Genomic DNA, 25,426 nt, shown 5'->3' with positions numbered 1-25,426 from the left:
GGGAAAACGGTGAAGGAATGTGTTTATCAAGTGTTGTGAGTTTGTGGGATTTAATGGAAATGATGAAGCTGAATCATACAGTCATATTTCCCCTCCTTCATACATAAGGGTAGGAGAACGAATGAATTGACAGGAAATGAGGGGATAGAATGGCGAAGAACAAACGCGGTAAATCATTATGGAATCTACCTTCACGTGGCCGAGGTACATGTCCGGTCTGCGCCAGCACTCGCATTAAGCTGCTGTATAATCGGACAAGAGGGAATGGCGTACAGATTAAGGTATGCAAGAAATGCTTTCAAGCACCGCAGGAACGAATTGATGCTTCATAATGGCAAGTCCAGATCCGATAGTAAAATGCCATTGATTAAGAATAAATATTCTTCTTTTAGCTTCTCTTCCTAGGGATCGCCGTTCTTATCGATGTGCCTACAATAGGTTGCCGCCCAGCGAGGGAGTGATTGACTGCCTGCGCTAGGGCGGCTTCTTCATGTGAGGCATGCCTTCACTTCCATGCTCTACTTCCTGTACAATAGACAGTAATGGAGCAAAGCGCGAGGAGGAGAAGATATGATATTAACTATCCAGGAACGGGATGAGATGTTATCTCAGCTCAATGACAACCAACGTGAGTTCCTGAATCACTATCTCGTTCGCTCTCGCCGCACGGCGTTCGCCAATGCGATGGCGAAGGAGAAGGGGCATCATGTTCCAGATCATGCGGCACCAGAGGACATCGAGGCGCTGTTAGATGATTGGATTTATACGGGTTATAAAGATGCGGGGACGATAAGTCCAGAGCTGCGATGCGAATGCGGCCGTTCTCTTCGATATCAGCATGAGGTGAAAAACCGGAAAACAGGTGAGATCAAAAAATTCGGCATTGAGCACTTGAAGGAGCACTTAGGGATTGATGCTGCAATCGTGGCGACAATTAAGAAGGGATTCGAGGCCATTGATTATGAGCTTGATGAGATCTTATTGAAAATAGCCAACGATTGGCGACCTGCTCCAGATGCCTATTCTGTGGCAGATTTGCCTGAACAGCTACAACGGCAATTGTCGGTTGGACTGCCCTTGTTGGACAAGCAGATCAATATGCTGCGACGCAAGCCGGTGGTGAGGAATTCTTCACCTTCGCCTAAGACAAGCGAGCCTAGCGCAGCTCCTGCACCTGCACCTGCACCTGCACCGATTCTAGAGGAGTTCGACTTATGGTCGTGGACGGAGCCCGAGCCTGCTGCTGTGGTTCAAGAAGTAGTTAGTAATGCTGAGAATGGGCTTACTGCTGCTGAACGGGCGGCCGTGAAGCAATATGTGGAGACCGGTGTTGGCAGTGCAAGAGTGATCAGTGAATTGTTAATACGTGATCATGGAACGCCAGATCGCCGCTATATAACAGGCAAGCCTCTAATCTATCCGGATGTATGCCAATTTATTGAGCAATCTTATCTAGATATTTCGGTCGAATTGAATGGAACTGAGGATCGCAAGTATACAATGCGGTAATCGAAGCTGGACGGATAGTAGTAGAATGAGACTTGTATTCGATGTGAATCACTACTGGCCATGACGTTACGTACTCGAATGGCGGCAGAGTAAGGAATATTTTTCTGAAATAATACATGTAATAGGTTGATTTTTCCTAATTGTTCTGGATATAATGTGTAAAATGAAAATCGACGCAACAACGATGAACGGGAGAGTACTCTGCACAATCCGTGCTGCAGCGAATCGGGATGGTGGAAGCCGATACGGAATGAAGAGGAAGCGGACCCGGGAGTTGGCTCTGTGAACTGCCTTATATGGGGACGTAGGGGAGCCCGGCGACAGCCGTTATTTATCGAGTGGACTCTTTTCGGAGCAGCAAGCTTCCGGGTAGGGTCAAGTAGAGTGGTACCACGGGGATTCAAGCCTCCGTCTCTTTGTAGACGGGGGCTTTTTGACGTGTTGCGAACCGTAACCAACAACAGGAGGAGAACGAACTTATGCTAAAAGAAATTGCCGCGCAAGTGCTAGAACCTATTATGAACATGAACGGGGCAGACATCGAACGTGCCTTGGAAGTACCTCCGCAGAGCGAGCTCGGCGACTTGGCGTTCCCTTGCTTTCCACTGGCGAAACAGTGGAGACGTTCTCCACAACAGATTGCGGTGGAGCTTGCTGAACGCATTAATCAAGAGAGCGATAACATTCGGATGCGAGCGGAAGCCTCTGGTGGATATGTGAATATAAGTTTTGATCAGGATTACTATGGCGAGGCTTGTCTTGCTCGCATGCAGGAGCCGTTTTTCGGCAAGCTGTCGATCGGAGAGGGGCAGCGTGTCGTTATTGATATGTCGTCCCCGAATATTGCGAAGCCGTTCAGTGTCGGTCATCTGCGTTCTACGATGATCGGAAATGCGCTCGCTCACCTGTACGAAGCAGCAGGATACGAGGTGTTGAAGGTGAATCACCTTGGGGATTGGGGTACCCAATTCGGCAAGCTGATTACGGCTTATAAGCTGTGGGGGGATGATGGTACGCTGCGCCAAGATCCAATCCGTGAGAGCTTGAAGCTGTATGTCAGATTCCACGAGGTGGCGGAGCAGCAGCCGGAGCTGGAAGACGAGGCGCGCGAATGGTTCCGCAAACTTGAGGCGGGCGATGCAGAGACCGTACAGCTGTGGACGTATTTCGTTAACGCAAGTATGGTCGAATTCAATCGCATGTACGAACGACTCGGCGTTCACTTTGACCACGTTCTTGGCGAGAGCTTCTACAATGACAAGATGGATGCGGTCGTCGCTCATTTGCAGCAGCTTCAATTGCTCGAAGAAAGTGATGGGGCGATGGTCGTTCGTTTGGATGATGAGGGTATGCCGCCATGCCTGATTTTGAAATCAAACGGAACAACAATTTACCCGACACGTGATTTGGCAACGGCTATCTATCGTAAGGAAGTTATGAAGGCTGACAAGCTGATTTATGTAGTTGGCGCGGAGCAGCAGCTGCACTTTCAACAGGTATTCGCTGTGCTTGGCAAGATGGGATATGAATGGGCACAGGAATGTACGCATGTACCGTTCGGGTTGATGACATTTGAAGGGAAGAAGATGTCTACGCGCAAGGGCAAGGTTATCTTCCTTGATGAGGTATTGAATGAGGCAGAGAATCGCGCGCTGCAAATTATCGAAGACAAGAATCCATCTCTGCAAGAGAAAGGCAAGGTGGCATCGAAGGTTGGGATTGGTGCGATCATTTTCGGTGACCTGAAGAGCAGCCGTATGCTGTCTGTTGACTTCAACCTGGAGGATGCGCTGCGCTATGAAGGCGAAACCGGCCCTTATGTACAGTTCACACTCGTCAGAGCGAAGAGCTTGCTCATCAAAGGGGGATGGACGTCATACTCTGATTGTCCAGCGGATACTGGGGTGCTTGGCAAGGATGCATCTGAGTGCGCAGGTGAACAATCGAGCATGAAATCAACTGCGGCGGGAGGAGTAAGTCAAGAAGCATGGATCTGCTTGAAGTCTCTCAGCAAGTATGAGCGTGCTCTTCAGATGGCGGTGGACAGCAATGAGCCGTCCATCTTCGCTAGGTATTTGCTTGATGCAGCCAAGCAGTTCAACCGTTATTACCATCAGGAGCAGATTCTGGTGGAGAATGAGATCGCGCGTCGCCACAAATTGCGTATCGTCGCAGCGGTGGCACATGTGCTTGAAGCGGGGCTGAACCTACTTGGCGTTGAAGCGCCAGAACATATGTAGGGCGATGTATCGATGTGAATTGTGAAAAAGAGAATCGCATCATCATCACTTCGTTGATTATGCGTATGTAAGGCATGAATTTCGTAGGGGTGGTGGGTTGGTTTGTACTCGTAATCTGAACCTGTCTATCTGTAGACGACAGATGAGCCGCGGAGATTGTCTCCCGGCTCAGCACAGGTCACATACAGATTAGGCTCTTGATGCTACTGTCATTATCGCAATTTTACAAAATTCCGGAGTGATAAGCGGGAGGTTCATCTGTTCAATGGCTGCTTTTGTATCCTATGTAGCGTTCAATCCCTATTTATCGGAAAATGGGATCAGGTTTTGCTTCGCACTTTTGGATGTCATTAGGATAAACATTTGAACTTTCTGTTCGTCATTTCTAGGAAGAGATGCTTTATTCATTTCAAGGTATGCCCTGTGAAGCTCTGGATAGAGAAGATGTATTATATTTTAAATGTATAAAAGGATATTTAAGTATCGAAACTCGTGGTTGACAAAAGAGAAAAGATGTGAAAAGATCTACCTAACGAATATTAGTTAGGCTATAGATATGTCGTCGTATTTACACGAGGGAACGCTGCGTGCATTACCTAACGAGTATTAGTTAGTCTGAAGGAGATGAGTAGAATGACAGCTAACCGAATTATTGAGGTCGCGTTGAATCATTTTGCAGAACATGGCTATGAAGGGGCTTCCCTTGCGAATATCGCGGAACAGGTAGGCATCAAGACGCCATCTATTTACGCTCATTTCAAAAATAAAGATGATCTGTTTGTTAGCATAATCCGCCGTGCAGTACAAGAGGAAATGGGACACTTGCAGCGGTACATTCAGACTCACCGTGAGCATCCGATTAAGGATGTGCTGTACGGATGGATTCAACAGTATGAGGCACGCTATGAAACGAGCAATCAATTGAAATTCTTGCTGCGGGTGATGTTCTTTCCGCCTGTTATCATGCAGGAGCGAGTTATGGAACTGGTCAACGCCCATCTGGATCAGATGGAACGGGAGCTTATGGCCGTGTTCAAGCTAGGAGTGGAGCGAGCGGAGATTGATCAGCTGGATATGGAGATGATGACCGCTTCTTATATGTGTCTTGTTGATGGCATTCTCGTTGAAATGCTGCTTGGTGGCCCAGACAGATTCCGACGTCGCTTCGATGCTTCATGGCGCATATATTGGCGCAGCCTGACACGGGACTAGTTCGTGAAGTGGTATGAACAATGAATCTCTTGATTGAGAAGAGATAAGGAAATTTAAGAGTGGAGTAAGCTGCATCTGTGGGATGCAGTCATGGAATAGTGCTCGTTATAGAGATAGCAAGGAAGGGAGAGAGCAACACATGAATAAGCATTGGATCTACGTATTTATTGCCGCCTTCTTTGAGGTCTTCTGGGTGATCGGATTGAAGCACGCGAACAATGTATGGGAATGGGGAGGTACGGCCATTTCAATTATTGTCAGCTTCTATGTGATGATTATGGCAGGCAAGAAGCTCCCTGTAGGGACGGTATATGCCGTATTCGTTGGACTTGGAACTGCAGGAACTGTATTCGCAGAGATGGCTTTCTTTGGAGAGCCGTTCAAGATGATCAAAGTGCTGCTTATCCTTGTGATGCTAGCAGGTGTGATGGGATTAAAGCTGGTGACGAATGAGAGCGAAGCGAAGGGAGCTGAATCCTAATGGCTTGGATAAGTCTCATTGCAGCAGGCTTATGTGAAATGCTTGGTGTGGCGATGATTAGTAAGCTGAACAAGGATCGCAACTGGCAATCCTTCGTCTTTATGGCGACAGCTTTCAGTGCTAGCTTCATTTGTCTGTCTATTGCGATGAAGTCGCTCCCGATGGGGACGGCGTATGCGATATGGACGGGAATCGGAGCATCTGGGGGTGCCATCCTCGGGATGCTCTTCTACGGGGAGTCCCGCGACTGGAAGAGAATCTTATTCATCTCCATGGTACTTGGAGCAGCAATTGGGCTGAAGCTTGTTTCTTGATGCTGAAGCTGTCAGGGCATCGTTGGGGCATTTGTGCAATTGGAATAGTCAGATCGTGATCCGTCACAAATGTGGAACAACTCCATACCTTAATTAATCTTGTAAAGCGCCTCTCGCTATCAGCATGGGAGGCGTTTTTGTGACGTTGATTAGAAAATGAAGGAAACCCGGCCATAGATATCGAAGTCAGTAATGACGTAGTACTCACTAGTAGAGTTCATCTTCAGAGCAGCAAGCTGTGAAGAACATTGGGAAGGGGATAAGACCGTTATGGAGTTGGCAGCTTGGGTGGATCAATTGTTAGAGAAGCAGGGATATAACGGATCGATCTTGCTGGCGTCACAGGGTGAGATTGTCATAAGTAAAGGGTACGGCCTAGCGAACGTGGAAGAGAGGCAGCCCATTAATAAGGATACAGTATTCAAAATTGCATCAATTGCCAAGCAATTTACGGCAACAGCCATTATGAAGCTGCAGGAGCAAGGGCTGCTTCGTGTAAAAGATAAGCTTGAGAAGTATGTACCTGAGTGTACAGGGCTTGCAGATGTTACGCTCCATGAGCTGCTCACTCACTCCTCTGGATTGGACGAAGATGCGTTAATTGATTGGAATGTACATGAGGATCTAAGGCCATTGCATACGCTGGCGCTCGATACTGTCACGCCATCCGGTGCAAAAGGGACGTATCGTTATAGCAACTTCGGTTATGCGCTGCTTGGACTGATTGTAGAGAGACTGTCGGATCAACCGTATGAAGCGTATATCGAGAAGGAATTCTTCGAGCCATTCGGTATGACAAGAACAGGTGGACGTATGGATATACTTCGCAGTGAGCCAAACATGGGGATCGGCTATAGAGGGGGAGAACTCGCTTGGAAGGAAGATATACCAAGCCATAACAGTGCAGGAAGCATTGTCTTCTCCACTACCGAAGACCTGTTCCGCTGGGATCGTGCCCTTCGCTCAGGCCAAGTGGCGAATGCGGAGTCAATCGATGCGATCTTCACGCCGCAAGCTCGAATTGATGAGGAACGCAGTTATGGCTACGGATGGGTCGTATATCCGGATCGACCGCATATCTCGTATCATAATGGGGGATTATCGGGCTACAGCTGTACGATGATTCGGGATGCGAAGTCGGATTCGGTGCTTATTGCCTTGAGTAATTTAGCGGATATCGGCATGCAGCCTATTGATGTACTGAAGCAGGGCTTGCAGGAGCATTTCCCAGCGTTCATGCAGCTGTAGCTGTAGCAGTAGCCTAGCCGCTAAAGGAGCGTACAGGTTATTCGGAACGGATTGTGTCAATTTGCAATTGCTTTATAACGGAATCAGTGCGTATTCAAGATTTGGCTGGGTAACGGAAGGAGTGCATCGCGCATGGCGATCCAAATATGCAGCAACTGTGGGTATTCGAACGAAAAGTCCGCATCGGTATGCATCGTCTGCAGTCACTCCCTGAAGGACGCCTCCTTACAGGGAACGCCAGAGGAAGATAAGCAATACAACGGCATCTTGGCTGTGAAGCAAGTGGAGCTTACATGCTCTGAGTGTAATGGAAATGTAGAGCAAGGCTCCACGGAGTGTAAAAATTGTGGTCCCATGATTTCGAATCAGATCGCCAGTGAGAAGTCAGATGATCGACCTAGCGAAGAGCAAGCGTCAGAGCGCAATATAGGCTGCACTTCACTCTTGATCGTAATCATAGCCACCGCTATTTACCCAATTGTCGGAATCTTAGTGGGAGGCGTATATGCCTTCAACAACGACAAAGAGAAGCGGGGAGTCGGTATCGCGTTATTGGTACTGGGTTTATTGTTGAAGTTGGGCTACTGGGTGATGCGGTAATCGGGTATCGGTGGATGAGATACTTGACACCGAGTAACAGAACATGTAATTTATTTAGAAAATATAACCACGAAAAGCGACGACCAAAGACATGAGAGTGAACGAGATGCACGTACAGAGAGGAGTCAACTTGGTGCAATGATTCCCTTGCAGCTTCATTCTTCCTACTTTGCAGCTGCAGATTCGATCTGCCGGGCGCAAGCCCGTTATGGAACAAGTGAGAGCTGTATGAGGTATATGGTGAAGAGCTAATGCGGCTGTGTGATCGCCATGAACGTGAATTCGTACTCGGCCCGACACATGAAGAAGTCGTTACGGCACTGGTGCGAGATGAAGTCAATTCGTATAAGAGGCTGCCGCTTACAGTGTATCAAATTCAGACGAAATATCGTGACGAACGACGGCCTAGACATGGATTATTGCGGTGCAGGGAATTCATCATGAAGGATGCTTACTCCTTCCATCTGGATGCAGATTCGCTTCAAGCTCAATATGATCGAATGGTTGACGCATACCATCGGGTGATGCAGCGTCTGAATCTAACGTATTGTGCAGTGGAGGCAGATGCAGGCGCGATTGGCGGAAGCGGACGAACACATGAATTTATGGCACTGACCAATATTGGTGAAGATACGATTGTGTCTTGTGGGCATTGCGGATACGCCGCGAACCTTGAGAAGGCTGTTAGTCAGTCTGACTCTGCATCTGCGGTGAATATCGAAGCGCTTCCCGATTCGGTCGGAGCTGGACATACGAAGGATGTCGACACGAAGGCTGTCCAAATTGAGGAAGCACGTTCAACAGGAGAGGCATCGACAGCGGATTTGCCTGTACGTATCCACACCCCTAGGGTGAAAACAATTGAAGAGTTAACAGCCTATTTGCAAGTGGAATCGTCTCAAACGATAAAGACGTTGTTATATGTAGCGGATGGAGAGCCAGTTGCGGTGCTCGTTCGCGGGGATCATGAAGTAAATGAAACGAAAGTCATGCGAGCATTGACAGCCAATAAGCTGGAACTCGCTGATAGCGAGACGGTCATGCGAGTAACAGGCGCTCCCACAGGATTTGCAGGGCCAGTTGGATTGACGATCAAGTGCCTAGTCGATAAGGATGCGGCTCACGTGGAAGACGCGGTTGTGGGAGCGAATGAGCAGGATTACCATCTGATGCATGTGAAGGCTGGGAGAGATTATGCACTTACTATGGTAGGCGATTATCGGAATGTCGTGGAGGGAGAACGATGCGTACATTGTGGTCATGCACTGTCGTTCCATCTTGGAATTGAGCTAGGACATGTCTTCGAGCTTGGAACGAAGTATACGGATAAGCTGGGCGCACAGGTGATGAACAAGTCGGGTCAAATGCAGACGCTTCTGATGGGATGCTATGGTATTGGCGTATCCCGCATGATGAGCGCAATCGTGGAGCAGATGCAGCATGAACGAGGGCTGCGCTGGCCGGTGTCTGTCGCGCCATACTTGGTGCATGTCATTCCAGTATCGATGAAGGATGCGGCACAAGCTGAAGCAGCATCGAGATTGGCTGAGGATATGAGCAGCTTCGGTGCGACTGTGCTGTGGGATGATCGCGATGAGCGGTTCGGCGTGAAGCTGGCCGATGCGGATCTGATTGGCTGTCCAATTCGCATCGTTATCGGCAAGCATATTGCGGAAGGGAAGGTAGAACTTATACTTCCAGACGCCTGCACATCAGCTCTGGTAACGGTGGAGCAGGCGGTTCATACGGTGAGAATGTATACAAATCGGTCATGATCGGACGGTATGAGACATAAGGTGGAAGTGTGTGACATTCGAACAAAATGGAGGTCGTATGCTATGAATGCTTCGAAGCCATCATCCGATCAGCCGCTTCCATCTCAATCCGAACCGCAAGTTATATATCAAGCGGATGGCGCTCACTTACAGTGCTTGCGAGATACTCGTGAAAAGTTGCATCATATTTGCCATTTGTATATGAATCGACCCGTCCGTATTCAGACGATAGACGGATTTATCTGTGATGGCGTTATTGTAAATGTGGATCGGGGAATTGTGTACGTACAGACGCAGCAGCCGGTTATGCAGCGAGGCTTGTACAATGCTTACATGTACAATAACGTCATCTTGCCGCTGGTGCTGTATGAACTATTAGTCATCACGCTGATGGTTACATAAGGCTGTATGCATCCGTGAACAATCACAATTAGCCCTTGCTATCGAAGCAAGGGCTGTTCGTGTATGGAAAGATAAAAACCGTGAATAGTGGTTGTAAATATTGGTTTAGTACTGTATAGTACTAATTATGAATGAGAGAAAACGAATACCACCATTATCGAATCGAGATCGAGTCATTGGCACGGCTGCAGCGCTATTTTTGAGTCAAGGGTATGCCTATACGAGCATGGATGAGATTATGCATGCGAGCAATGTGTCTAAGTCGAACATCTACTACCATTTCAAAAGCAAAGAGGAACTACTTGGTTCAGTGCTCGTCTATTGGATGGGACAATATGAACAGCTGCTAGGAAGCCTGCTTGAACGAACCGATCTAACCGTAGAGGAGCGAGTGGTGGCATTCGTGGATGCTGCTACGCAGCAGCATGAGCAGTGTGATGTTCAAGTGGGATGCCCCTTCATGTCGTTGTTCATGCAGAGTCCGCTTGATGCGGTCCAGGTTCGGCAGCAGATCGGACAATTCTTCGCTCAGCAGTTGCCTTTATTCGAGCGGATGTTCGAGCAGGCAAGAGCAAGCGGAGAGATTGCAAGCCATCATCATCCGTATGGATTGGCAGTTGTACTGCTGTCCGCGATAGAAGGGGCACTGCTGCTAGGCGATACAGAACCAAGCCTGCCGCGTGTCCGGCATACGGTTGCACATTTTTTTCAACTGCTTCGCTAAGGCGAGGCTTTTTTTTGAAATTAATTAGAACTGTGTAGTACTAATTATCAGAGGGGAGCGGTAACATGATGAACAACAAGAACACGATCTTGATTACTGGGGCAACGGGGTTTATTGGAAGAGAGGTAATCCGGCAGTTGAAGGATGGTGATGACAGGCTGCTGCTTCTCGTACGTTCCGCGGCACGAGCAGAGAAGCTATTCCAGCAGTACTCGGAATCGGTAAGAAGCCGTATTGTTTTCATCGAGGGGGATTTGGAGCAGGAATGTCTGGGATTGAAGAAGGAGGATTGGCAATTGGCGAGGCAATCTGATGTATTGATCCATGCCGGTGGAGCGATGCAGATTACGCAATCAAGTTCAACAGCAGAGCGAACCTTCCTTCACGGTGCTCAGGCAATAAGTCGGTTAGCGGAAGAGATTCATGGTAGCAAGGGACTTCGACGCTTCATTCATGTAGTTGGCTATATGAGCCCCTTTCAACAAGACACGAATGTTAGCGGGCTTTCCATTGATGATGTGAGTCGGTTCGTGCCGCCCGATGCTGCCCCTTACGAACGTATGAAGTTCACGGCGGATCTGTGGATTCGTCAAGAGGCTGCTCGAGTTGGCTATTCGCTATCTGTTGTCAATCCTAGCACCGTTATTGGTTCTAGGCCAACTGGAAGTACGCCGCAGCTGGATGGCCTTGGGATCTTAGTGAAGGCGGTTCGCAGCAGATTGATGCCGGTCGTTCCAGGAGGGAAGCATTATTGGCTGCCTCTTGTAACGAATGACGAGGTCGCAGAAACTATTGTGTTGCTGGCTAGGGATCAGGCGAATTCAACTCGTCAATCAGCAACATACAATCTTGTTGGTGATCAGGCCGAACAACCAAATATGACGGAGCTATTACGCGAAATTGCTCGGCAGCTCCACGTAGGAGCGCCAGTGATGTCTATGCCAATCCGGTTGCTATCGGCCATTATGAGATATGGTGGGGAAAAACTGACGGGCATTCCGTCGCAATCATTGGCGTTCGTAACGGATCGCAGCTTCAATAATGATTCGGCGAAGCAACTGCTGCATCAGAGTTCGATACGTCAGGGTTCGAATCGTACACCACTGGATTGCAGAGACATATTACCGTTTGCTATTGCAGATATGGATTACCGTCTCACATTTCCGGAAGACAAAGGGGAGAGAAGCTTCGCCAGAGGTCGATTCGGTTCGATGGCTGCGTGGATTAGGGAAGGATGCGGAGTGCCGATTGTACTGCTGCATGGCTGGCTTAGTCAAGCAGACGATCTGCTTCCGTTGGCAGCTGAACTGTATCAGCGAACGGGCCGTCCACTAATTGTTCCTGACTTGCCGGGGTTCGGTCGCTCACCTTCAATTGGTGGGGCTGACCGAAATCTGGCAACGGGCATTGTGGACAGCGTTGCGGCGGCCATTCAGCTTCAAGAGCCCGTAACCCTGATAGGTCATTCTTATGGTGCGTGGGTAGCGAATGAATGTGCCATTCGGTTACATGGCAGTGTGGAGGAGCTGATTATGCTGCAGCCTGTGCTGCAGCGGCCGCGTGGTGCTGTAAGGGCGTTTATCAGCCGCGGACGCACACTTGCAGCTTTTATGCTGAAGCACATGCCTGCTTCGTTAATGAATAAGGCAATGCTACGCGAGGGAGTGTTCGAACATGCGTCGTCAATTCCACATGGGTATGTGTCAAGAATGAAGGCTAGTTTTCGTTCTCCTCGGATTGCTAATGCGAATGCTTCTATCATGCAAGCCATCTATCATCAATTGCCGAAAACGATGACTTCGCCCAAAGAAGTAAAGCTGGCAAGTACGCTCGTAGGAATCGTATGGGGGGAGAAGGAGAGGCTGCATCAGCTGCCTGCCTTACTCGAGGGAGATGAGCGTCTAGTTCGCTTGCCGTACGGGCATCATTTTCCCTTATCGCATTCAGAAGCAGCTGCGTCGACTATCGCTGCGGTGCTGGGCGAAGAAACAACAACAGAGCAGAATATTTAGGCGTGATCCATTTTATTAGCCGCCTACCTTGTCTTGAAGCTGGATGGATTCGTGTATACAATAAGGGAGTGTGAGTGCCGTCTAGCAGAAATGGAGGGATTGAGGGATGGCATTCGGAGCCAGAGTGCTGAAGACAGGGATTGCGGTTACGCTAGCGTTGTTCATTAGTCAAATATTCCAGTTCAAAACCCCGGTCATCGCCGCCGTTGCCGCGATATTTGCGATGCAGCCTTCGATTTATCGTTCATGGAGATATTTTCTTGAACAGCTCCAGACGAATACATTGGGCGCTGCAATCGCCTTATTGGCAGGGATGTATTTCTCGCATGAGCCGATTGCCGTCGGTATTGTATGCGTACTGGTCATTATGATTTGTCTGAAAATGAAAATGGAAGAGACAGTAGGGTTGACGCTCGTGACCGTCATTGCCGTTATGGAAGCATCAGGTCAATGGGATTTCGCCCTGCTTCGCTTCGCGCAGATATTGATCGGTATTGGTTCTGCTTGTCTTATTAATATTTTGTTCTTCCCGCCGAATCCGAAGGCACAGTTCATTACGTTGATTGAATCATGCTTCAGTCGAATGTCGCTGCTGCTGAGAACCGTCATCTCGGATGAAATGAAGGAATCCGTGTTCCAGGAAGAGAAGCAAAGTCTGGTGGATTCACTGAAGGTACTCGCCGATAAGTATAAGCTGTTCGAAGAAGAGACGAAGAAGCTGAAGCGAGCGAAGTATAGCCGCTCACGCGAGTTGGTAGTATATAAGCAGCTGCTGCATACGCTCCGCAGCGGAATTGAGGTGCTGGAAGCTATCGATGAACATTACTTCCAAGCAGCTCGTGAGCCGGAGACGAATCAATTGTTCGATCAACACTTGGAAATGCTGATTAAATGTCATGAGCATGTACTGTTGAAGTTCGAAGACAAGGTAAAGCCGAACAGCTTGGAACTGGATAAGATGGAGGAAGATAATGAGCGGTTCATGCAGATCACGATGAAGCTATGTTCCCAAGATGGCAGTGAGATGCTAAGGTTGTCCATTGTTGCCGCGGCCATGTATGAATACGGCTTCCAAATTGCAAGATTGGATCGCCTTGTCGGCCACGTCGAGAAAGATTCAGATGCGTAGCGGCAGATGCTGTGCAGCATATTGAATCTTTTCGAACCGCGCGAGTTCCCAGCGGCTGTGCTCCGCTGCATTACGGCGGTCGGTCAACCACAAGGTTCACATGAGTAGCAGAATAAATAACCGATGATCGTACCAAGGGGGAAGACGGCTGATGACAGCTGTCTTCTTTCTTTTTTCATCAGCAGGATTCAATAACGCTGTACTCCCATGCTTTTGTGCCGCGCGAATGAATTTCACACAGGACAGCTTGGATATATTGATGTGAGACACAAGGGAGTAACACGCGATCGATTTTAGGAAAGCTTAGGAAGGATTTCATTGTAAATTCATAATTTTGGGCATTGAACTGATGGCAAGAGCGATATATGTAAGGAGAAGGGTTGACTCTTTTATTCAGATTGGAGTGAAGTATTATGGAAGCAGTTCATTTGGAGCATGAGGTGCTAAATGGTTTCCAAACTTGGAGAGGATGGGTAATCGAAGTTTTGAATAAGGTAGACGTGGAAATTGTCGATACGATCCCAGCAGGGTGCAATAACTCTATCCGTTGGCATGCGGGTCACCTTGCTGTGGCATGGGATCAAGGAATTTTCCAGAATGTCTTTAAGGAAAAGCACTTGCCTGAACATTATGTGGGCTATTTTGCCAATGGAACAAGTCCTACGCAATGGAATGGGGATGCTCCTGCTCTGGCGGAGATCATCACCCATTTGGAGGCACAGCGTCATATGATCTGTGAGCGAATTGTGGGAAACTGGGATCTCGACTTGGTCAATCCTTTTCTTCAATTTACGAAGGCTAGCCAAATGTTCTTCTTCTTGTTAAGTCATGAAGCCATGCATTTCGGCCAGATTAGGTCATTTATCAAGACGCTTGAAGCATCCCAGCCGAATCCAATCTAAGTACTTCGTCGATAAAAGCATGTACCGATGGGCAATGTCATTATGCATGTCAGAAAGGAATCAAAGAAAAAAGAGCCGTGTACCGGCTCTTTTGACAATAAACCTGTCAAATAGGAAGATGCGTAGTTAGGTAGTTAGGTGATTACGATTGTAATGTTATTTGCGCTTTGTTTTTGGACGAACGCCGCGAGTGCCAACAGTACGCTTGCCATTTTTCACGCTTCTGATTTCTACAGGGCCTACAACTTCCTCTCTTTCGACAACCGTGAATACATGCTTAGGAATCGGGCAGCAATGATGACGGTTGATCACTTCGATCGGATGAATGATAGGCAGTATTTGAGGATGGAAGAAATCACGAATTACTGGTCTTGGCGGACATACGATTGGTTCTGCTGGCGGGCAGAACGGACGAGGACATGTCATGAATAACAACTCCTTCTGTTAAGATGGTACATTATATTGGGGAACTTGGAATTGAGTCTGTACACCTGTACTGTCTCGTGAGAAAAATGCACAAATATGGGTGGGAGACTAATTGTGCGTTTGTGCATGTTGGCTCGCTTTGTGCGTGCTCTTGAACAGCGGGTATACGTGCAAATGTGCATAGATCGAGCAAAGAAAGGGTATCTTTACCTCTATATTCGTTACGAGGTGAGACTGATGCCCAAGAGGCTTATTAATGGAATTCATCTGCACTACCATACGTATGGCACAGGTACACCCATATTGTTTATTCATCCGCCACTGTTGACCTCGGCCAACTTTCGATATCAAGCGGCGCAATTATCGTCTACTCATCAAGTCATCACCTTCGATATTCGCGGCCATGGGGAGAGTGATGCTTCCAAGGAAACCATTACGTATCCGCTCATTGTCCAAGATATGGTGAAGCTGCTTGACGAGCTTGGCATTAAGCAGGCCTATATTTGTGGATACTCGACAGGCGGAGCCGTAGCGCTTCAGGCGCTATTATCACATCCGCATCGATTCAAGGGCGGCATTCTTGTGAGTACGATGGCGGAAGCAAGCGATTATTGGCTAAGAGGAAGAATTGCGCTTGCGATCGCACTGACGGCGATGAGGGCCAAGTCATTGCTTGCGTGGGCTATTTCGTTCGGAAATGCGGACAGCCGGACGACATACCGGAACTTGAAACGTACGGCGATGCGTGGGGATGTATCGAATTGGAAGCAGTATTATCAAGCGTCATTGAAGCATCGCTGCACAGAGCAGTTGAAGAGCATTCAGGCGCCTATGCTGCTGATTTATGGCGAGAAGGACAAAGGTTTCCATCGTTATGCGGTCAAGCTCCAGCGATATTTGCCGCATTATCATTTGTATTGGCTGAAGGGGGCCAAGCACCAAATTCCGACGAAGCAAGCACGTGAGATGAACGGAATTATTGCACGGTGGGTGCGGAATCAAGAGCTGGCATCGGAAGTGAAGGAGGAGCTTCTTGCGAAGCGGACTGTGAAATCAATGCCGAAGCAGGAGGCTGAGAGTACTCAATCTGAATGGGATGGAGCCGCAAGCGAGGCGAACTCTGCAAATGCGGTGGAACCACCCTGGTACATGGAGGAAGAAGACTTGCGTACAGCTGATGCACTGCATGTTCTAACTGCAGCGGAAGCAGGTGAAGTTGATGATCATTATGCGGATGAGCTGCATTGATCGGCGAGCATAAGTTGGAGATCGAGTATGGGAAATAGAAGTGAGATATGGACTTCGACTGGATCATGGCTTATACAAATAAATGTTGGAGAAGACGCGCAGCTGTGCTTGGGGCATTGGCGCGTCTTTTTTTGCTGCATGTTGGAGGTTAGGGAATGGGAAAAGGATGGACGGTGGTTGCTAGCATATTTCTTCAATAATAATAGATTTCTTTTAATAGTTATTCCAAATATATTGACTTGAAGGTATAATTTATGGAAATATGCAGCAGTACTATGTTTCTATTACTCCATGAAATCAGGTGACGACTATGCTCATAGTGAAGAAGGTACGGTGTGAGAACAAAGAGAATCCCATTGGCATTGAATTAGGAATGGTGTCGATAAGCTGGCAGTTAGATTCAGATCGTAGAAACGTGCTGCAGGCTGCTTATCATATTCAGGTCGCGTTGGATGATAGTTTCGAATTTATGTTGCTGGATACAGGGAGGGTAGAGTCTGAACAGTGTCTGTGTATTCCATTAGAAGAACTGCAGCTAGAGCCAGAGACACGTTACTATTACCGGGTAAGCGTGTGGGATCAATATGGTGAATCATCAGCTTGGTCTGATTTGGCTTATTGGGAGACAGGATTGGAAGCTGAAGAAGGCTGGGTTGCCGACTGGATTGCGTCTCCACAGGAACAGACGCAGGTAATGTCATTTGAGAAAGATATTGCTGTTCATAAGCCGATACGGCAGGCACGTCTCTATATAAGTAGTCTAGGAGTATATGAAGCTTCATTAAATGGGGAGCGTATCGGAGACAGCTACTTCACGCCAGGCTGGACAAGCTACGATCGTCATTTGCAATATCAGACCTATGATGTGACACAGCAGTTGGGGCACAATAATAGATTGCACGTACTGATCGGCAATGGTTGGTACAAAGGGCGACTCACGGTGCGCAGCGGCCGCAACAATTATGGGGAACGGCGGGCATTGATCGCACAGCTTCATATTTGGTACGAGGATGGAACTGAAGAAATCATTGTAACGGATGAGAGCTGGACAGTTGCGGAATCACCGATATTGATGTCGGAAATCTATGATGGGGAAGTATATGATGCGCGACTAGAACAGCAGGTTCATCGATCCTCTGCGTGTGTAGAAGTAATTGACCATGCCAAATACATATTAACGGCCCAAGTGAATGAGCCGATTCGCGTCACGAAACGGCTGAAGCCTGTTACAATCACGAAGCTGCCGAACCATGAATGGTTAATTGATATGGGTCAGAATATGGTGGGCTGGGTTCGTTTTACAGTTCGCCATGCTTATGCTGGCGCTCACATTGTACTACAGCATGCTGAGATATTGGACAGCAACGGAGTATTCTACACAGGTAATCTGCGCAAGGCGAAACAGCAGATCGTCTATATCGCCAAGGGGGTAGAGGAGGAAACCTTTGAGCCGCATTTTACGTATCAAGGCTTTCGTTATGTGAAGGTCAGCGGCTTGTTCCAGCCTCCGAAGCTTGAGGATTTCGAGGGAGTGGTGCTTCATTCGGATATGCCTGTGGCCACTGCGTTCGAGACATCGAATCCGCTGCTGAATCAGCTCCATCATAATGTGGAATGGTCGCAGCGGGGGAACTTCTTCGATGTGCCAACAGACTGCCCGCAGCGGGATGATCGGCTTGGCTGGACGGGGGATGCTCAAGTCTTCATCGGTACAGGGGCACATCTAATGGATGTCAATTTATTCTTCGCGAAGTGGTTTAAGGATGTTCGTCTGGAGCAGCATGAGAATGGCGCCGTTCCGGTTACGATACCGGATATTTTCAGCAAGTGGGAGGATTTCGATTGGGATACTTCGGCTGGCTGGGGGGATGCCGTAGTAATTATTCCATGGGTGCACTATTTGCACTATGGGGACAAGTCCATACTGAAGCAGAACTATCATAGTATGAAAAGGTATATCGACTACATACGCGAGCAAGGAGACAACGAGTATGTATGGGATACCGGCTATCACTTAGGAGATTGGCTCGCGCTGGATGCGAAGCCCGATACCTATGACGGCAGCACGGATAAGAGCTTTATCGCGACTGCTTATTATGCATATTCGACCTCCTTGCTGCAGCGGATTGCAGTCATACTGGGCGAAGCGGAGGATGCGCAGTACTATAGCAGCTTGCACGGGCATATTCTTCAAGCACTGCAGGATGAGTTCATCACGCCGAACGGCAGACTGGCGTCTGATACGCAGACCGCAAATGTGCTGGTATTGATGTTCAATCTAGCTGGTGAGCGTGTGAAGGAACGCGCTGTGAAGCGCTTGGTAGAATTGTTGAAGCAAGAGAAGGATCATTTGACGACCGGATTTCTAGGGACACCGTACTTGAACCTCGTCTTGAGTCAATGGGGACATCACGAGCTTGCGTGCAAGCTCTTATTTCAAGAGGATTATCCGTCATGGTTCTATCCGATCAAGAAAGGCGCAACCACCATATGGGAGCATTGGGACGGCATTAAGGAGGATGGATCGCTATGGAATGACAGTATGAACTCCTACAACCATTACGCCTACGGCTCTATTATCGAGTGGGTGTACCGCTATGTCGTCGGCTTGGAAATCGATGAGGAGCAGCCTGCTTATAAGCATTTCTATTTGCAGCCGAACTTCGGTTATGGGCTAGATTGGCTGCGAGTGAAGCGGGAAACAGCATACGGTGAGATTGCAATCGAGTGGAAGCTGGAGGATGGTATGGTCGAACTGACAGTGAGCATTCCAGCCAATACGACTGCGACACTGCGAATAGACAACCAGATCTGGGAGCCTGTTGAAGAATATGAAACGACGCTCGGTTCAGGGACGCATCGGTTGCAGTACCGTCATCTAGATGACCGGATTTGATCGAGGAAGTTATGTATATTGGGGGTACATCCATTATAAGTAGGTGGATGTGCCCTTTTGTTTTGTGAGGATTATATTTCCAATAAGAGGTTTCGAAGTTATACTTAGAAGAAGGAAATTCTTGAAGTCCTATTATTGAGGTGAATCTGAGATGTCAGTAGTCAAAGTTGAGTTGTATCAGAAAATTATTTTAAAACACCTGATGACATTGTTTCTTCATGACTTATCGGAATTTTATCGAAGAACAGGAATTTAATCAAGAGAGTGGTTTATTTGAATTTGATGCTTTTGAATGGTTTTTTGAGAAGGAAGGTTTATTTCCATTTTTTATTAAGCATGAGGATGATATTATCGGTTTCATTTTACTTCAAAGCTCTCCATATACGAATCCAGAACGATATGATTATTTGATTAATTCGTTTTTCATTTTAAAGAAATATCGTAGGAAAGGCTTAGGGAAACAGGCTGTTCAAGATTTATTTCAACAATGTCCTGGAAGGTATGCAATAGGCCAACTATCTAATAATATTCCCGCAATTCAATTTTGGAGAAAAATTTATGAATATATGAATGTCGAATTTCAAGAAAAAGAAGAGATGGAAGAAGGTCTTAAGATAAGATATCAATATTTTGAGATCTGATTTTGTAAAAAAGATTATTACGTATATCAGGAAGGCATAGATGCCAAAAGGTTATAAGAAATCATCGTGAATAAATTTCAACAGAAGAGATGTTACTACTCATTATATATAGTTATGGATAAGTGTTTGTAATATCTGCATTAATTAATCCTAAGAGGTGATTATATTATGCGAATAAGAAAAGCAACGATAAACGATGCAGAAGGAATTGCAAAAGTTCATGTGGATAGTTGGAGAACAACTTACAAAGGTGTTATCCCAGATGATTTCTTGTCAAAATTATCATATAAAAAAAGAACTGATTTATGGATCAAAAACATTGAAAAAGAAGATGATTTTGTAGTTCTAGTAGAGAACCCAGAAGGAGAAATTATTGGATTTGCAGCTTGTGGTAAGAGAGAAACAAATACAGTTCCTAATTCAGGTAACTTAACATCTATATACATACTTAAGGAATATCACGGAAGAGGTTTAGGGAAAGAATTACTCAGACAACTGTTTCTACATTTCAAATTTTTAGGATATCAAAACATTTTTGTTAATGTTCTAGAAGATAACAAGACCCGCTATTTTTATGAACATTATGGTGCTAAATTATGTGATTCAACTCAGATAATAATTGGGGGAAAAGTTCTGAATGAATTAATTTATGAATGGGATAACATCGACGAGGTCATAGCGAAATTATAACCTTACTATACTTAAAAACATGCGCACCCTTAAGCCCCTCGGGTTCGTGAATAAGGACGCTTGGTGAAATCTGTGTTAATAAGTAAAAGGACAAATAAAACAAAAGGGACAAACTCATGGAAGCATATAATTTGTATTATCTAGATGATAGTGAACGCAGTATCTGGGAAGCTGAAAGTAAAGGATACAGAAGTGATGTATATATAGAGCTTCAAGATGATGTATTTCATATAAACGTGTATGATCAAATACGATTGATTCAAGATTTTGAAGAAGAAATTAAACAGTATGGATACTATCAGATCGAACCAAACATAATATTGGTTCAGACAGTTAATGAAAAAGAAATACTGAACACTATAAATAATTTAATAAGAACGGACTATTTTCAAAACATAAAACCAGTGGAAAAAGAAGAAATAAAAAAAATGAATTTAATAAAGAGAATGAAATGAAGTTTCTGGAGCATTTCGGGGATGACACAGACTGCAGATAACATAATAGAGAACTTTTTATTTGAGAGGTAAAGAATGACCAAAAAATTAAGTAGAGATGAATTGATTAATCTCGTAAGGAAAATTATGGAATGTGAAGGATCAGAGCACGAAATAGATGAGATGATGAATTTACTTGAAAGTAATGTGCCAGATCCACAGGTCTCAGATTTAATATTTTGGAGTGATATCGAATATAGCCCAGAAGAGATAGTCGATAAAGCAATGAGGTACAAACCTATTATTTTGTAAAGTATATTTTATTTTGTTAATAATTCGATACTAGAAGTAATTGATGGCTATAGTAACATAAGTTTCGAAATAGATTTGATTGATAAAGAGACCAAAAGCTCAATAAGAGAAGAGGGGGTATAGAACTGCAAGATAGATATATGGAAATGACTTATAAATGGAACGTTATGAAAAATCGTAAACATAAGGCAGATGATTAATGTGAAAGATCAGAAGTACTATTGTATAGAAGGACTTCCTCGAATAGAACAGTGCAGGAGTATCTTCAAAGCAGCTGCAATGCTAGACGCAATTCTAATGCCGGAGTGGGAGTATAGATATTATTCCTTCAACTCGAAGTGGGATACTAACGAACAGATGGGGTCAATGAGAGATGGAGGAGGTGATCATTACTTTGCATTGTTCAATAAAAACGGTTTGATTATTAAAGGATTCGATAAAGAATATGAGATTAATAATGAAAATAATATAGAAAAAATATTTAACGGGGTTCCTGACACATTTCGTGATTTCTTAAATGAGCCAGCGTTTGTATTTGAAGAAACAACATTTATTATTTGGACTCAATATGAGAAAGAACAGTGGTTGGGTAGTAAGGATTATAGTGAAGAATATTGTGGCTTATTACAGATCTTGTTAGGTGGGGCCGAATATTATCATTCTTGGGCATCTCAGTATTATGAAATTGATTTAGAATTAGCTCTAGTTAGAAGGATGTTTGAATTAGAACCAATAGATAATAGTGTGCTTAAGCAACTTAATAAAGATCTAGAGATAGCAGATATTGTAGATGATCTTGAAGAGATTGGGTACCCATATGTTAAATAGGCATTGAAATCAATCAAAAATAGAGGTGATTTTTGTGCTTGTGATCAAGAGGGACTAAAAAATTATTACAAGACTTGAAAATTGAAAGAACAATAACAAAAATAGACAGTTCTGATTCTTTTTTTAGCTGGCATGCGAATGTAGTTGTAGTAAATAGGAGAAAGCACCTTATCTTTATGAATGATTTATCAAGACTTAGTTTGACGATAGTAGGAGTAAGGAGTACTCAATATAAAAACCTAAAAAATATCTTTTTGAAAGAATTAACCGACTATTTAATTAGTGAAAACCTTGATGAGGCAAGAATAAATCAATATATGAATGATTGTGCGGATATTATATTTACAACCACAAATAACAGAAGTGTAATAAGCACAATGAATGACGTAGTGTTAATAATGCAGAATATAAGTTTCGATTTTGCAAATTATATTGAGCTAAATAAATGGAATAATGATAGTTTTTATAAACCGATTAATTACTCCAAGCCAATAGAAGTATTTAAACAAGAGATCGAAAATCGATATTCGAGGGAATGATAGAGTCGGATTTGTTTTTTTATTTCCAGTATAGGAACGCTTGTACGCAGATGTGAAAAAAGGTGAAATATAACTACAGTTGAATCTTAGGTGGGCGTGGCTTTACTTCGGATAATTGTGGGCTAAAATATGTACCAATCCAGGTACACGGAGGGGAAATATGCTATACGGACAACGAGTAACATTAAGGCCTGTTGTTGAAGAGGATTGGGAACAACGATATGCATGGCTGTCTGATCCTGTAGTTAACCGAACGTTACCATCAGGGAGTGGTATGCCCCTAACACCTGAAGTGGTCAGAGAACGTACACGGAGGTTCGCACAAACAGATCTATCAGCTGTCTATTTTACCATAATAAAAGAAGACTGCATCGCGATTGGCAGTACCCAATTGTTTAACATCCATCCTTGGTCCAAGCATGCTGAATTTGGTATTTGGATTGGGGACAAAACGGTATGGGGGCAAGGTTACGCTACAGAAGTGACAGGTGTTGTCCTGGGTTTTGCGTTCGAGCGTTTAAACCTTCATAAGATGTATTTGACGGTAGATGCTGATAATCCTGGTGCTATTCGGAGTTATGAAAAGGCTGGTTTCAAGAAGGATGGCATATTAAGAGACGAAGTCTATAAAAATGGTCAATATGTAGATCGTATAATGATGAGTATTTTGAAGCATGAATATTTAAAGCTATCTAATTGTTCCAAGTAACAAAGCGTTCAGGATACTTAAAAAGGATATACAGGAATATGAATTATAATGAGTAGAGTAAAAGCAATCATTATTCCCATTTTTCTATCAGTTGTAATATATCTCTACTAAAAAAAGTCAAGTTGTTTATTGAAAGAATATCACACACATCATATAGCACTGTATTCACGTTGCAGGGCTCTCGCCCTTCGGTTATCAGATGTATAATCATGGAAGTCGATCAGACAATAAACGCCCCACCCTAAGATATAAGCTTTCTAGGGCTGGGGCGTTTCGTGAATACAAAACGTTAGATAAAACCACATTTTAGGAGTGAAGAGGATGAGCGATGCTTTTCTGACAAAGTTAGAACACATGCAAATTCCAGTCAAAGACTTGGATGAATCAATTGAGTGGTATGTATCGCACCTTGGATTCAAGTTAACAGGGAAATCTAAAGAGCATCATCATGCCTTTTTAACATTGGAAGAAGGGCCAATGTTAATGTTGTGGGAAACCAATGAAATAACAAGTGCTAACTTCATATTTAATGGACAAGAGATGCCTGTATTGCTCTACAACACCAAGCAAATTCATCAGTTCCATGATTATCTGAAAGAAATTGGAGCTGAAATTACTTTTTATAAAGATGAAGGATTCGGATGGGTTCTTAAATTCGTAGATCTCAATGGGAACATGTGGGGAGCAATTCAATTAAATGAATAGCAAATGAAATTGAAAGCGGAGTCAGAGTGGGTTCGTCTAACACAATATTCACACTTTGGGCCATGCGACCCTTGGTTCACCCGGAGTTAGATGCGGATTCGGTGATGTAATTGGCAATAACAAGGAAGCGTAATCAGTGGACAGCTATCTCTCCACTACCTAACCGCATTGCGGCTTAAGGTGAAGGAACATGGTGAATACTATAACGTTATCTAAAAAGGATGCGACATATGTACGCCAAGGTTGGGTTTTCATCATGAATGACTAAGAAGGGATTATCATCCGAGCCGTTGGATCCAGTCGATGAGTTCTTTTAAGACACTCGAGTTCATAGAAACAAGAACCCTAAGAGAAAACAATAGCTTGATAATTAAATAACGGAGTGATCAAAATGCTGGATGCTTTTACTAAAAAGAGAATTGAAAAAATACTTGAAAACTATATCGAAAAGAAAATCCCCGAACATTTAAAGAATGAATTTGAAATTCATTATAAGTTTAGGGGAGATACAGTAACACTAAGCCAAGAAAGACCGGGATACATGGGAAGACGTTTTGAATATCCAATTGCTCAATTAAGGCTACAAGAATCTTATTGGAAGGTCTATTGGCAAGACAGTAAGAAAAAATGGCATTTTATTGATGATATTAAACCAAATAAAGACTTTGAGAAACAATTAATAGAGATAGATAGAAATGATGTTTTTTGGGTCTGATCGAAGATGGAAATGACTTCACATTACAGGTCTGCCCGAGGCATTTTTCGGAGAAGCAGACTCAGGACAACCCTGCACCAACTACTGCTCGGTCGCATGAGCTCTCTTAAGCCTCTCGGGTTCGTAGATACTACAACGTTATCTGAAATTCAATTTATTTCAATTCAAGCAATTCAAGGATGGAGATTTCAATTGAAAGAAGAATATCAAACTCTTGTAATCGAAGAAGTAAGTAAAGACACTCAAGAACATGCTAAACATATTGTTTTAGCTGGACTAAAGGAGAGATTTGGAACATTGGATGATTCATTAAATCAAGATCTCAATGAAATCGTCCTTAATTATATTTGTAGAGGAAATCACTTTTTGGTTGGCAGAATAAATGCAAAAGTTATTAGCACTGGTGCATTAATTCGTGAAGAGGTTGATACAGGAAGAATTGTTAGAATGTCAGTACAAAAAGAATATCGAAGAAATGGAATAGCTCAAAAAATGTTAAAAGAGATTGAAAGAAGAGCACAAGCTAAAGGATTCAAGAGAATTGTGTTAGAAACGACAAATTCCTGGCACGATGCAATTTCTTTTTATAAGAAAAATGAGTATAAAGAATTTGATAGAAATGAGTATGAAGTACATATGGTAAAAAAGTTATTTTAATGGTATTTGGGAGGGAGCTAACAATGATTTTTGAGATGACTACTCAATTTCGGGTATCAAACATGGAAGAAGGACAGA

27 protein-coding genes, 1 pseudogene and 1 other annotated feature are annotated in these 25,426 nt (G+C 44.8%); of the genes and pseudogenes, 26 read left to right on the top strand and 2 right to left on the bottom strand.

From position 1 onward, the window contains the following. The first annotated feature begins 149 nt into the window (after positions 1-149). The 3 genes from BBG47_RS20410 (at position 150) to argS (ending at position 3,749) form a co-directional block, all read left to right on the top strand. The gene (locus tag BBG47_RS20410; RefSeq protein ID WP_021256440.1) at positions 150-332 is read left to right on the top strand and encodes a hypothetical protein; all 183 of its coding nucleotides are present in this window, start codon (positions 150-152) and stop codon (positions 330-332) included. 238 nt (positions 333-570) lie between these two features. Next, positions 571-1,509 carry a DUF3895 domain-containing protein gene (locus tag BBG47_RS20405; protein ID WP_065293246.1) on the top strand — a complete coding sequence of 313 codons (939 nt, stop codon included), beginning with the start codon at positions 571-573 and terminating at the stop codon, positions 1,507-1,509. 175 nt (positions 1,510-1,684) lie between these two features. Beyond that, positions 1,685-1,928, top strand: a binding site (T-box leader). Positions 1,929-1,988: 60 nt separating this feature from the next. Beyond that, the gene (argS, locus tag BBG47_RS20400; protein WP_065293245.1) at positions 1,989-3,749 is read left to right on the top strand and encodes an arginine--tRNA ligase; all 1,761 of its coding nucleotides are present in this window, start codon (positions 1,989-1,991) and stop codon (positions 3,747-3,749) included. 300 nt (positions 3,750-4,049) lie between these two features. Here the strand turns inward: argS and BBG47_RS31235 are convergent, their stop codons facing one another. After that, positions 4,050-4,199: a M60 family metallopeptidase gene (locus tag BBG47_RS31235; RefSeq protein ID WP_368072455.1), complete on the bottom strand. Its 150-nt coding sequence runs from the start codon at positions 4,197-4,199 to the stop codon at positions 4,050-4,052. A 183-nt stretch (positions 4,200-4,382) separates the two neighbouring features. Between BBG47_RS31235 and BBG47_RS20395 the strand changes: the two genes are divergently transcribed. The 11 genes from BBG47_RS20395 to BBG47_RS20345 all read left to right on the top strand — a co-directional run bounded on the left by BBG47_RS20395 (position 4,383) and on the right by BBG47_RS20345 (position 14,548). Beyond that, positions 4,383-4,961 (top strand): TetR/AcrR family transcriptional regulator, encoded by a 579-nt coding sequence (locus BBG47_RS20395; RefSeq protein WP_065293244.1) that lies wholly within the window; start codon positions 4,383-4,385, stop codon positions 4,959-4,961. Between the two features lie 139 nt (positions 4,962-5,100). Then, a complete protein-coding gene (locus BBG47_RS20390; protein WP_065293243.1) occupies positions 5,101-5,442 on the top strand; it encodes a DMT family transporter in 342 nt (113 codons plus the stop codon). After that, entirely contained in the window at positions 5,442-5,756 is a 315-nt protein-coding gene (locus BBG47_RS20385; RefSeq protein ID WP_065293242.1) for a DMT family transporter, read from the top strand. Before BBG47_RS20390 ends, BBG47_RS20385 begins: the two co-directional genes overlap by 1 nt. A 270-nt stretch (positions 5,757-6,026) precedes the next feature. Beyond that, positions 6,027-7,004: a serine hydrolase domain-containing protein gene (locus BBG47_RS20380; protein WP_065293241.1), complete on the top strand. Its 978-nt coding sequence runs from the start codon at positions 6,027-6,029 to the stop codon at positions 7,002-7,004. A 132-nt stretch (positions 7,005-7,136) separates the two neighbouring features. Beyond that, positions 7,137-7,604 carry a hypothetical protein gene (locus BBG47_RS20375; RefSeq protein ID WP_065293240.1) on the top strand — a complete coding sequence of 156 codons (468 nt, stop codon included), beginning with the start codon at positions 7,137-7,139 and terminating at the stop codon, positions 7,602-7,604. A gap of 224 nt (positions 7,605-7,828) precedes the next feature. Continuing rightward, complete coding sequence (locus BBG47_RS20370) at positions 7,829-9,379, top strand: proline--tRNA ligase (protein ID WP_302621963.1); 1,551 nt, start codon at positions 7,829-7,831, stop codon at positions 9,377-9,379. Positions 9,380-9,442: 63 nt separating this feature from the next. Further along, entirely contained in the window at positions 9,443-9,781 is a 339-nt protein-coding gene (locus BBG47_RS20365) for an acetyl-CoA acetyltransferase (RefSeq protein ID WP_065293238.1), read from the top strand. 127 nt (positions 9,782-9,908) lie between these two features. Continuing rightward, positions 9,909-10,505, top strand: a complete 597-nt coding sequence (locus BBG47_RS20360; protein WP_065293237.1) for a TetR/AcrR family transcriptional regulator — start codon at positions 9,909-9,911, stop codon at positions 10,503-10,505. A 65-nt stretch (positions 10,506-10,570) separates the two neighbouring features. Further along, positions 10,571-12,517: an alpha/beta fold hydrolase gene (locus tag BBG47_RS20355; RefSeq protein WP_083189490.1), complete on the top strand. Its 1,947-nt coding sequence runs from the start codon at positions 10,571-10,573 to the stop codon at positions 12,515-12,517. A gap of 106 nt (positions 12,518-12,623) precedes the next feature. Next, entirely contained in the window at positions 12,624-13,646 is a 1,023-nt protein-coding gene (locus BBG47_RS20350) for an FUSC family protein (RefSeq protein ID WP_065293236.1), read from the top strand. Positions 13,647-14,059: 413 nt separating this feature from the next. Next, on the top strand, positions 14,060-14,548 hold the full coding sequence (locus BBG47_RS20345; RefSeq protein ID WP_065293235.1) for a DinB family protein: 489 nt from the start codon (positions 14,060-14,062) through the stop codon (positions 14,546-14,548). Between the two features lie 156 nt (positions 14,549-14,704). Here BBG47_RS20345 and BBG47_RS20340 read toward each other — a convergent pair whose 3' ends face one another. Next, positions 14,705-14,974: a hypothetical protein gene (locus BBG47_RS20340; RefSeq protein ID WP_021254928.1), complete on the bottom strand. Its 270-nt coding sequence runs from the start codon at positions 14,972-14,974 to the stop codon at positions 14,705-14,707. 237 nt (positions 14,975-15,211) lie between these two features. Between BBG47_RS20340 and BBG47_RS20335 the strand changes: the two genes are divergently transcribed. The 12 genes and pseudogenes from BBG47_RS20335 to BBG47_RS20275 all read left to right on the top strand — a co-directional run bounded on the left by BBG47_RS20335 (position 15,212) and on the right by BBG47_RS20275 (position 25,348). Further along, positions 15,212-16,222 (top strand): alpha/beta fold hydrolase, encoded by a 1,011-nt coding sequence (locus BBG47_RS20335; protein WP_065293255.1) that lies wholly within the window; start codon positions 15,212-15,214, stop codon positions 16,220-16,222. A 310-nt stretch (positions 16,223-16,532) separates the two neighbouring features. Continuing rightward, a complete protein-coding gene (locus BBG47_RS20325; protein WP_065293233.1) occupies positions 16,533-19,118 on the top strand; it encodes an alpha-L-rhamnosidase in 2,586 nt (861 codons plus the stop codon). Positions 19,119-19,336: 218 nt separating this feature from the next. Next, on the top strand, positions 19,337-19,759 hold the full coding sequence (locus tag BBG47_RS20320) for a GNAT family N-acetyltransferase (protein ID WP_083189488.1): 423 nt from the start codon (positions 19,337-19,339) through the stop codon (positions 19,757-19,759). A gap of 168 nt (positions 19,760-19,927) precedes the next feature. Further along, positions 19,928-20,449 (top strand): GNAT family N-acetyltransferase, encoded by a 522-nt coding sequence (locus tag BBG47_RS20315; protein WP_065293232.1) that lies wholly within the window; start codon positions 19,928-19,930, stop codon positions 20,447-20,449. Between the two features lie 116 nt (positions 20,450-20,565). Then, entirely contained in the window at positions 20,566-20,904 is a 339-nt protein-coding gene (locus tag BBG47_RS20310) for a hypothetical protein (RefSeq protein ID WP_065293231.1), read from the top strand. Positions 20,905-20,979: 75 nt separating this feature from the next. Continuing rightward, positions 20,980-21,195, top strand: coding sequence for a bacteriocin immunity protein (locus BBG47_RS20305; RefSeq protein ID WP_065293230.1), 216 nt, complete (start codon positions 20,980-20,982; stop codon positions 21,193-21,195). Positions 21,196-21,396: 201 nt separating this feature from the next. Continuing rightward, the gene (locus BBG47_RS20300; RefSeq protein ID WP_251486598.1) at positions 21,397-22,023 is read left to right on the top strand and encodes a hypothetical protein; all 627 of its coding nucleotides are present in this window, start codon (positions 21,397-21,399) and stop codon (positions 22,021-22,023) included. Positions 22,024-22,085: 62 nt separating this feature from the next. Further along, positions 22,086-22,562, top strand: a pseudogene (locus BBG47_RS31420) (DUF6933 domain-containing protein); the annotation flags it as partial. A gap of 160 nt (positions 22,563-22,722) precedes the next feature. Further along, entirely contained in the window at positions 22,723-23,271 is a 549-nt protein-coding gene (locus BBG47_RS20290; RefSeq protein ID WP_065293227.1) for a GNAT family N-acetyltransferase, read from the top strand. 321 nt (positions 23,272-23,592) lie between these two features. Next, positions 23,593-23,976 carry a VOC family protein gene (locus BBG47_RS20285; protein ID WP_065293226.1) on the top strand — a complete coding sequence of 128 codons (384 nt, stop codon included), beginning with the start codon at positions 23,593-23,595 and terminating at the stop codon, positions 23,974-23,976. Positions 23,977-24,367: 391 nt separating this feature from the next. Beyond that, on the top strand, positions 24,368-24,691 hold the full coding sequence (locus tag BBG47_RS20280) for a DUF3024 domain-containing protein (protein WP_065293225.1): 324 nt from the start codon (positions 24,368-24,370) through the stop codon (positions 24,689-24,691). Between the two features lie 192 nt (positions 24,692-24,883). Further along, positions 24,884-25,348: a GNAT family N-acetyltransferase gene (locus BBG47_RS20275; RefSeq protein ID WP_065293224.1), complete on the top strand. Its 465-nt coding sequence runs from the start codon at positions 24,884-24,886 to the stop codon at positions 25,346-25,348. Positions 25,349-25,426 lie beyond the last annotated feature (78 nt).

This window comes from Paenibacillus sp. KS1 (assembly GCF_001680695.1).
Taxonomy (GTDB): Bacteria; Bacillota; Bacilli; order Paenibacillales; family Paenibacillaceae; genus Paenibacillus_B; species Paenibacillus_B suaedae.
This window is presented reverse-complemented; position numbering and strand designations above follow the sequence as displayed.

Excerpts from the sequence above, each read along its gene's own strand:
- BBG47_RS20335 (WP_065293255.1), top strand. The coding sequence starts at position 15,212 with ATGCCCAAGAGGCTTATTAATGGAATTCATCTGCACTACCATACGTAT.
- BBG47_RS20315 (WP_065293232.1), top strand. The coding sequence starts at position 19,928 with ATGCGAATAAGAAAAGCAACGATAAACGATGCAGAAGGAATTGCAAAA.
- BBG47_RS20320 (WP_083189488.1), top strand. The coding sequence starts at position 19,337 with ATGACTTATCGGAATTTTATCGAAGAACAGGAATTTAATCAAGAGAGT.
- BBG47_RS20365 (WP_065293238.1), top strand. The coding sequence starts at position 9,443 with ATGAATGCTTCGAAGCCATCATCCGATCAGCCGCTTCCATCTCAATCC.
- BBG47_RS20385 (WP_065293242.1), top strand. The coding sequence starts at position 5,442 with ATGGCTTGGATAAGTCTCATTGCAGCAGGCTTATGTGAAATGCTTGGT.
- argS (WP_065293245.1), top strand. The coding sequence starts at position 1,989 with ATGCTAAAAGAAATTGCCGCGCAAGTGCTAGAACCTATTATGAACATG.
- BBG47_RS20350 (WP_065293236.1), top strand. The coding sequence starts at position 12,624 with ATGGCATTCGGAGCCAGAGTGCTGAAGACAGGGATTGCGGTTACGCTA.
- BBG47_RS20405 (WP_065293246.1), top strand. The coding sequence starts at position 571 with ATGATATTAACTATCCAGGAACGGGATGAGATGTTATCTCAGCTCAAT.
- BBG47_RS20345 (WP_065293235.1), top strand. The coding sequence starts at position 14,060 with ATGGAAGCAGTTCATTTGGAGCATGAGGTGCTAAATGGTTTCCAAACT.
- BBG47_RS20310 (WP_065293231.1), top strand. The coding sequence starts at position 20,566 with ATGGAAGCATATAATTTGTATTATCTAGATGATAGTGAACGCAGTATC.
- BBG47_RS20325 (WP_065293233.1), top strand. The coding sequence starts at position 16,533 with ATGCTCATAGTGAAGAAGGTACGGTGTGAGAACAAAGAGAATCCCATT.
- BBG47_RS20355 (WP_083189490.1), top strand. The coding sequence starts at position 10,571 with ATGATGAACAACAAGAACACGATCTTGATTACTGGGGCAACGGGGTTT.
- BBG47_RS20290 (WP_065293227.1), top strand. The coding sequence starts at position 22,723 with ATGCTATACGGACAACGAGTAACATTAAGGCCTGTTGTTGAAGAGGAT.
- BBG47_RS20395 (WP_065293244.1), top strand. The coding sequence starts at position 4,383 with ATGACAGCTAACCGAATTATTGAGGTCGCGTTGAATCATTTTGCAGAA.
- BBG47_RS20380 (WP_065293241.1), top strand. The coding sequence starts at position 6,027 with ATGGAGTTGGCAGCTTGGGTGGATCAATTGTTAGAGAAGCAGGGATAT.
- BBG47_RS20305 (WP_065293230.1), top strand. The coding sequence starts at position 20,980 with ATGACCAAAAAATTAAGTAGAGATGAATTGATTAATCTCGTAAGGAAA.
- BBG47_RS20280 (WP_065293225.1), top strand. The coding sequence starts at position 24,368 with ATGCTGGATGCTTTTACTAAAAAGAGAATTGAAAAAATACTTGAAAAC.
- BBG47_RS20390 (WP_065293243.1), top strand. The coding sequence starts at position 5,101 with ATGAATAAGCATTGGATCTACGTATTTATTGCCGCCTTCTTTGAGGTC.
- BBG47_RS20375 (WP_065293240.1), top strand. The coding sequence starts at position 7,137 with ATGGCGATCCAAATATGCAGCAACTGTGGGTATTCGAACGAAAAGTCC.
- BBG47_RS20410 (WP_021256440.1), top strand. The coding sequence starts at position 150 with ATGGCGAAGAACAAACGCGGTAAATCATTATGGAATCTACCTTCACGT.
- BBG47_RS20340 (WP_021254928.1), bottom strand. The coding sequence starts at position 14,974 with ATGACATGTCCTCGTCCGTTCTGCCCGCCAGCAGAACCAATCGTATGT.
- BBG47_RS20285 (WP_065293226.1), top strand. The coding sequence starts at position 23,593 with ATGAGCGATGCTTTTCTGACAAAGTTAGAACACATGCAAATTCCAGTC.
- BBG47_RS20360 (WP_065293237.1), top strand. The coding sequence starts at position 9,909 with ATGAATGAGAGAAAACGAATACCACCATTATCGAATCGAGATCGAGTC.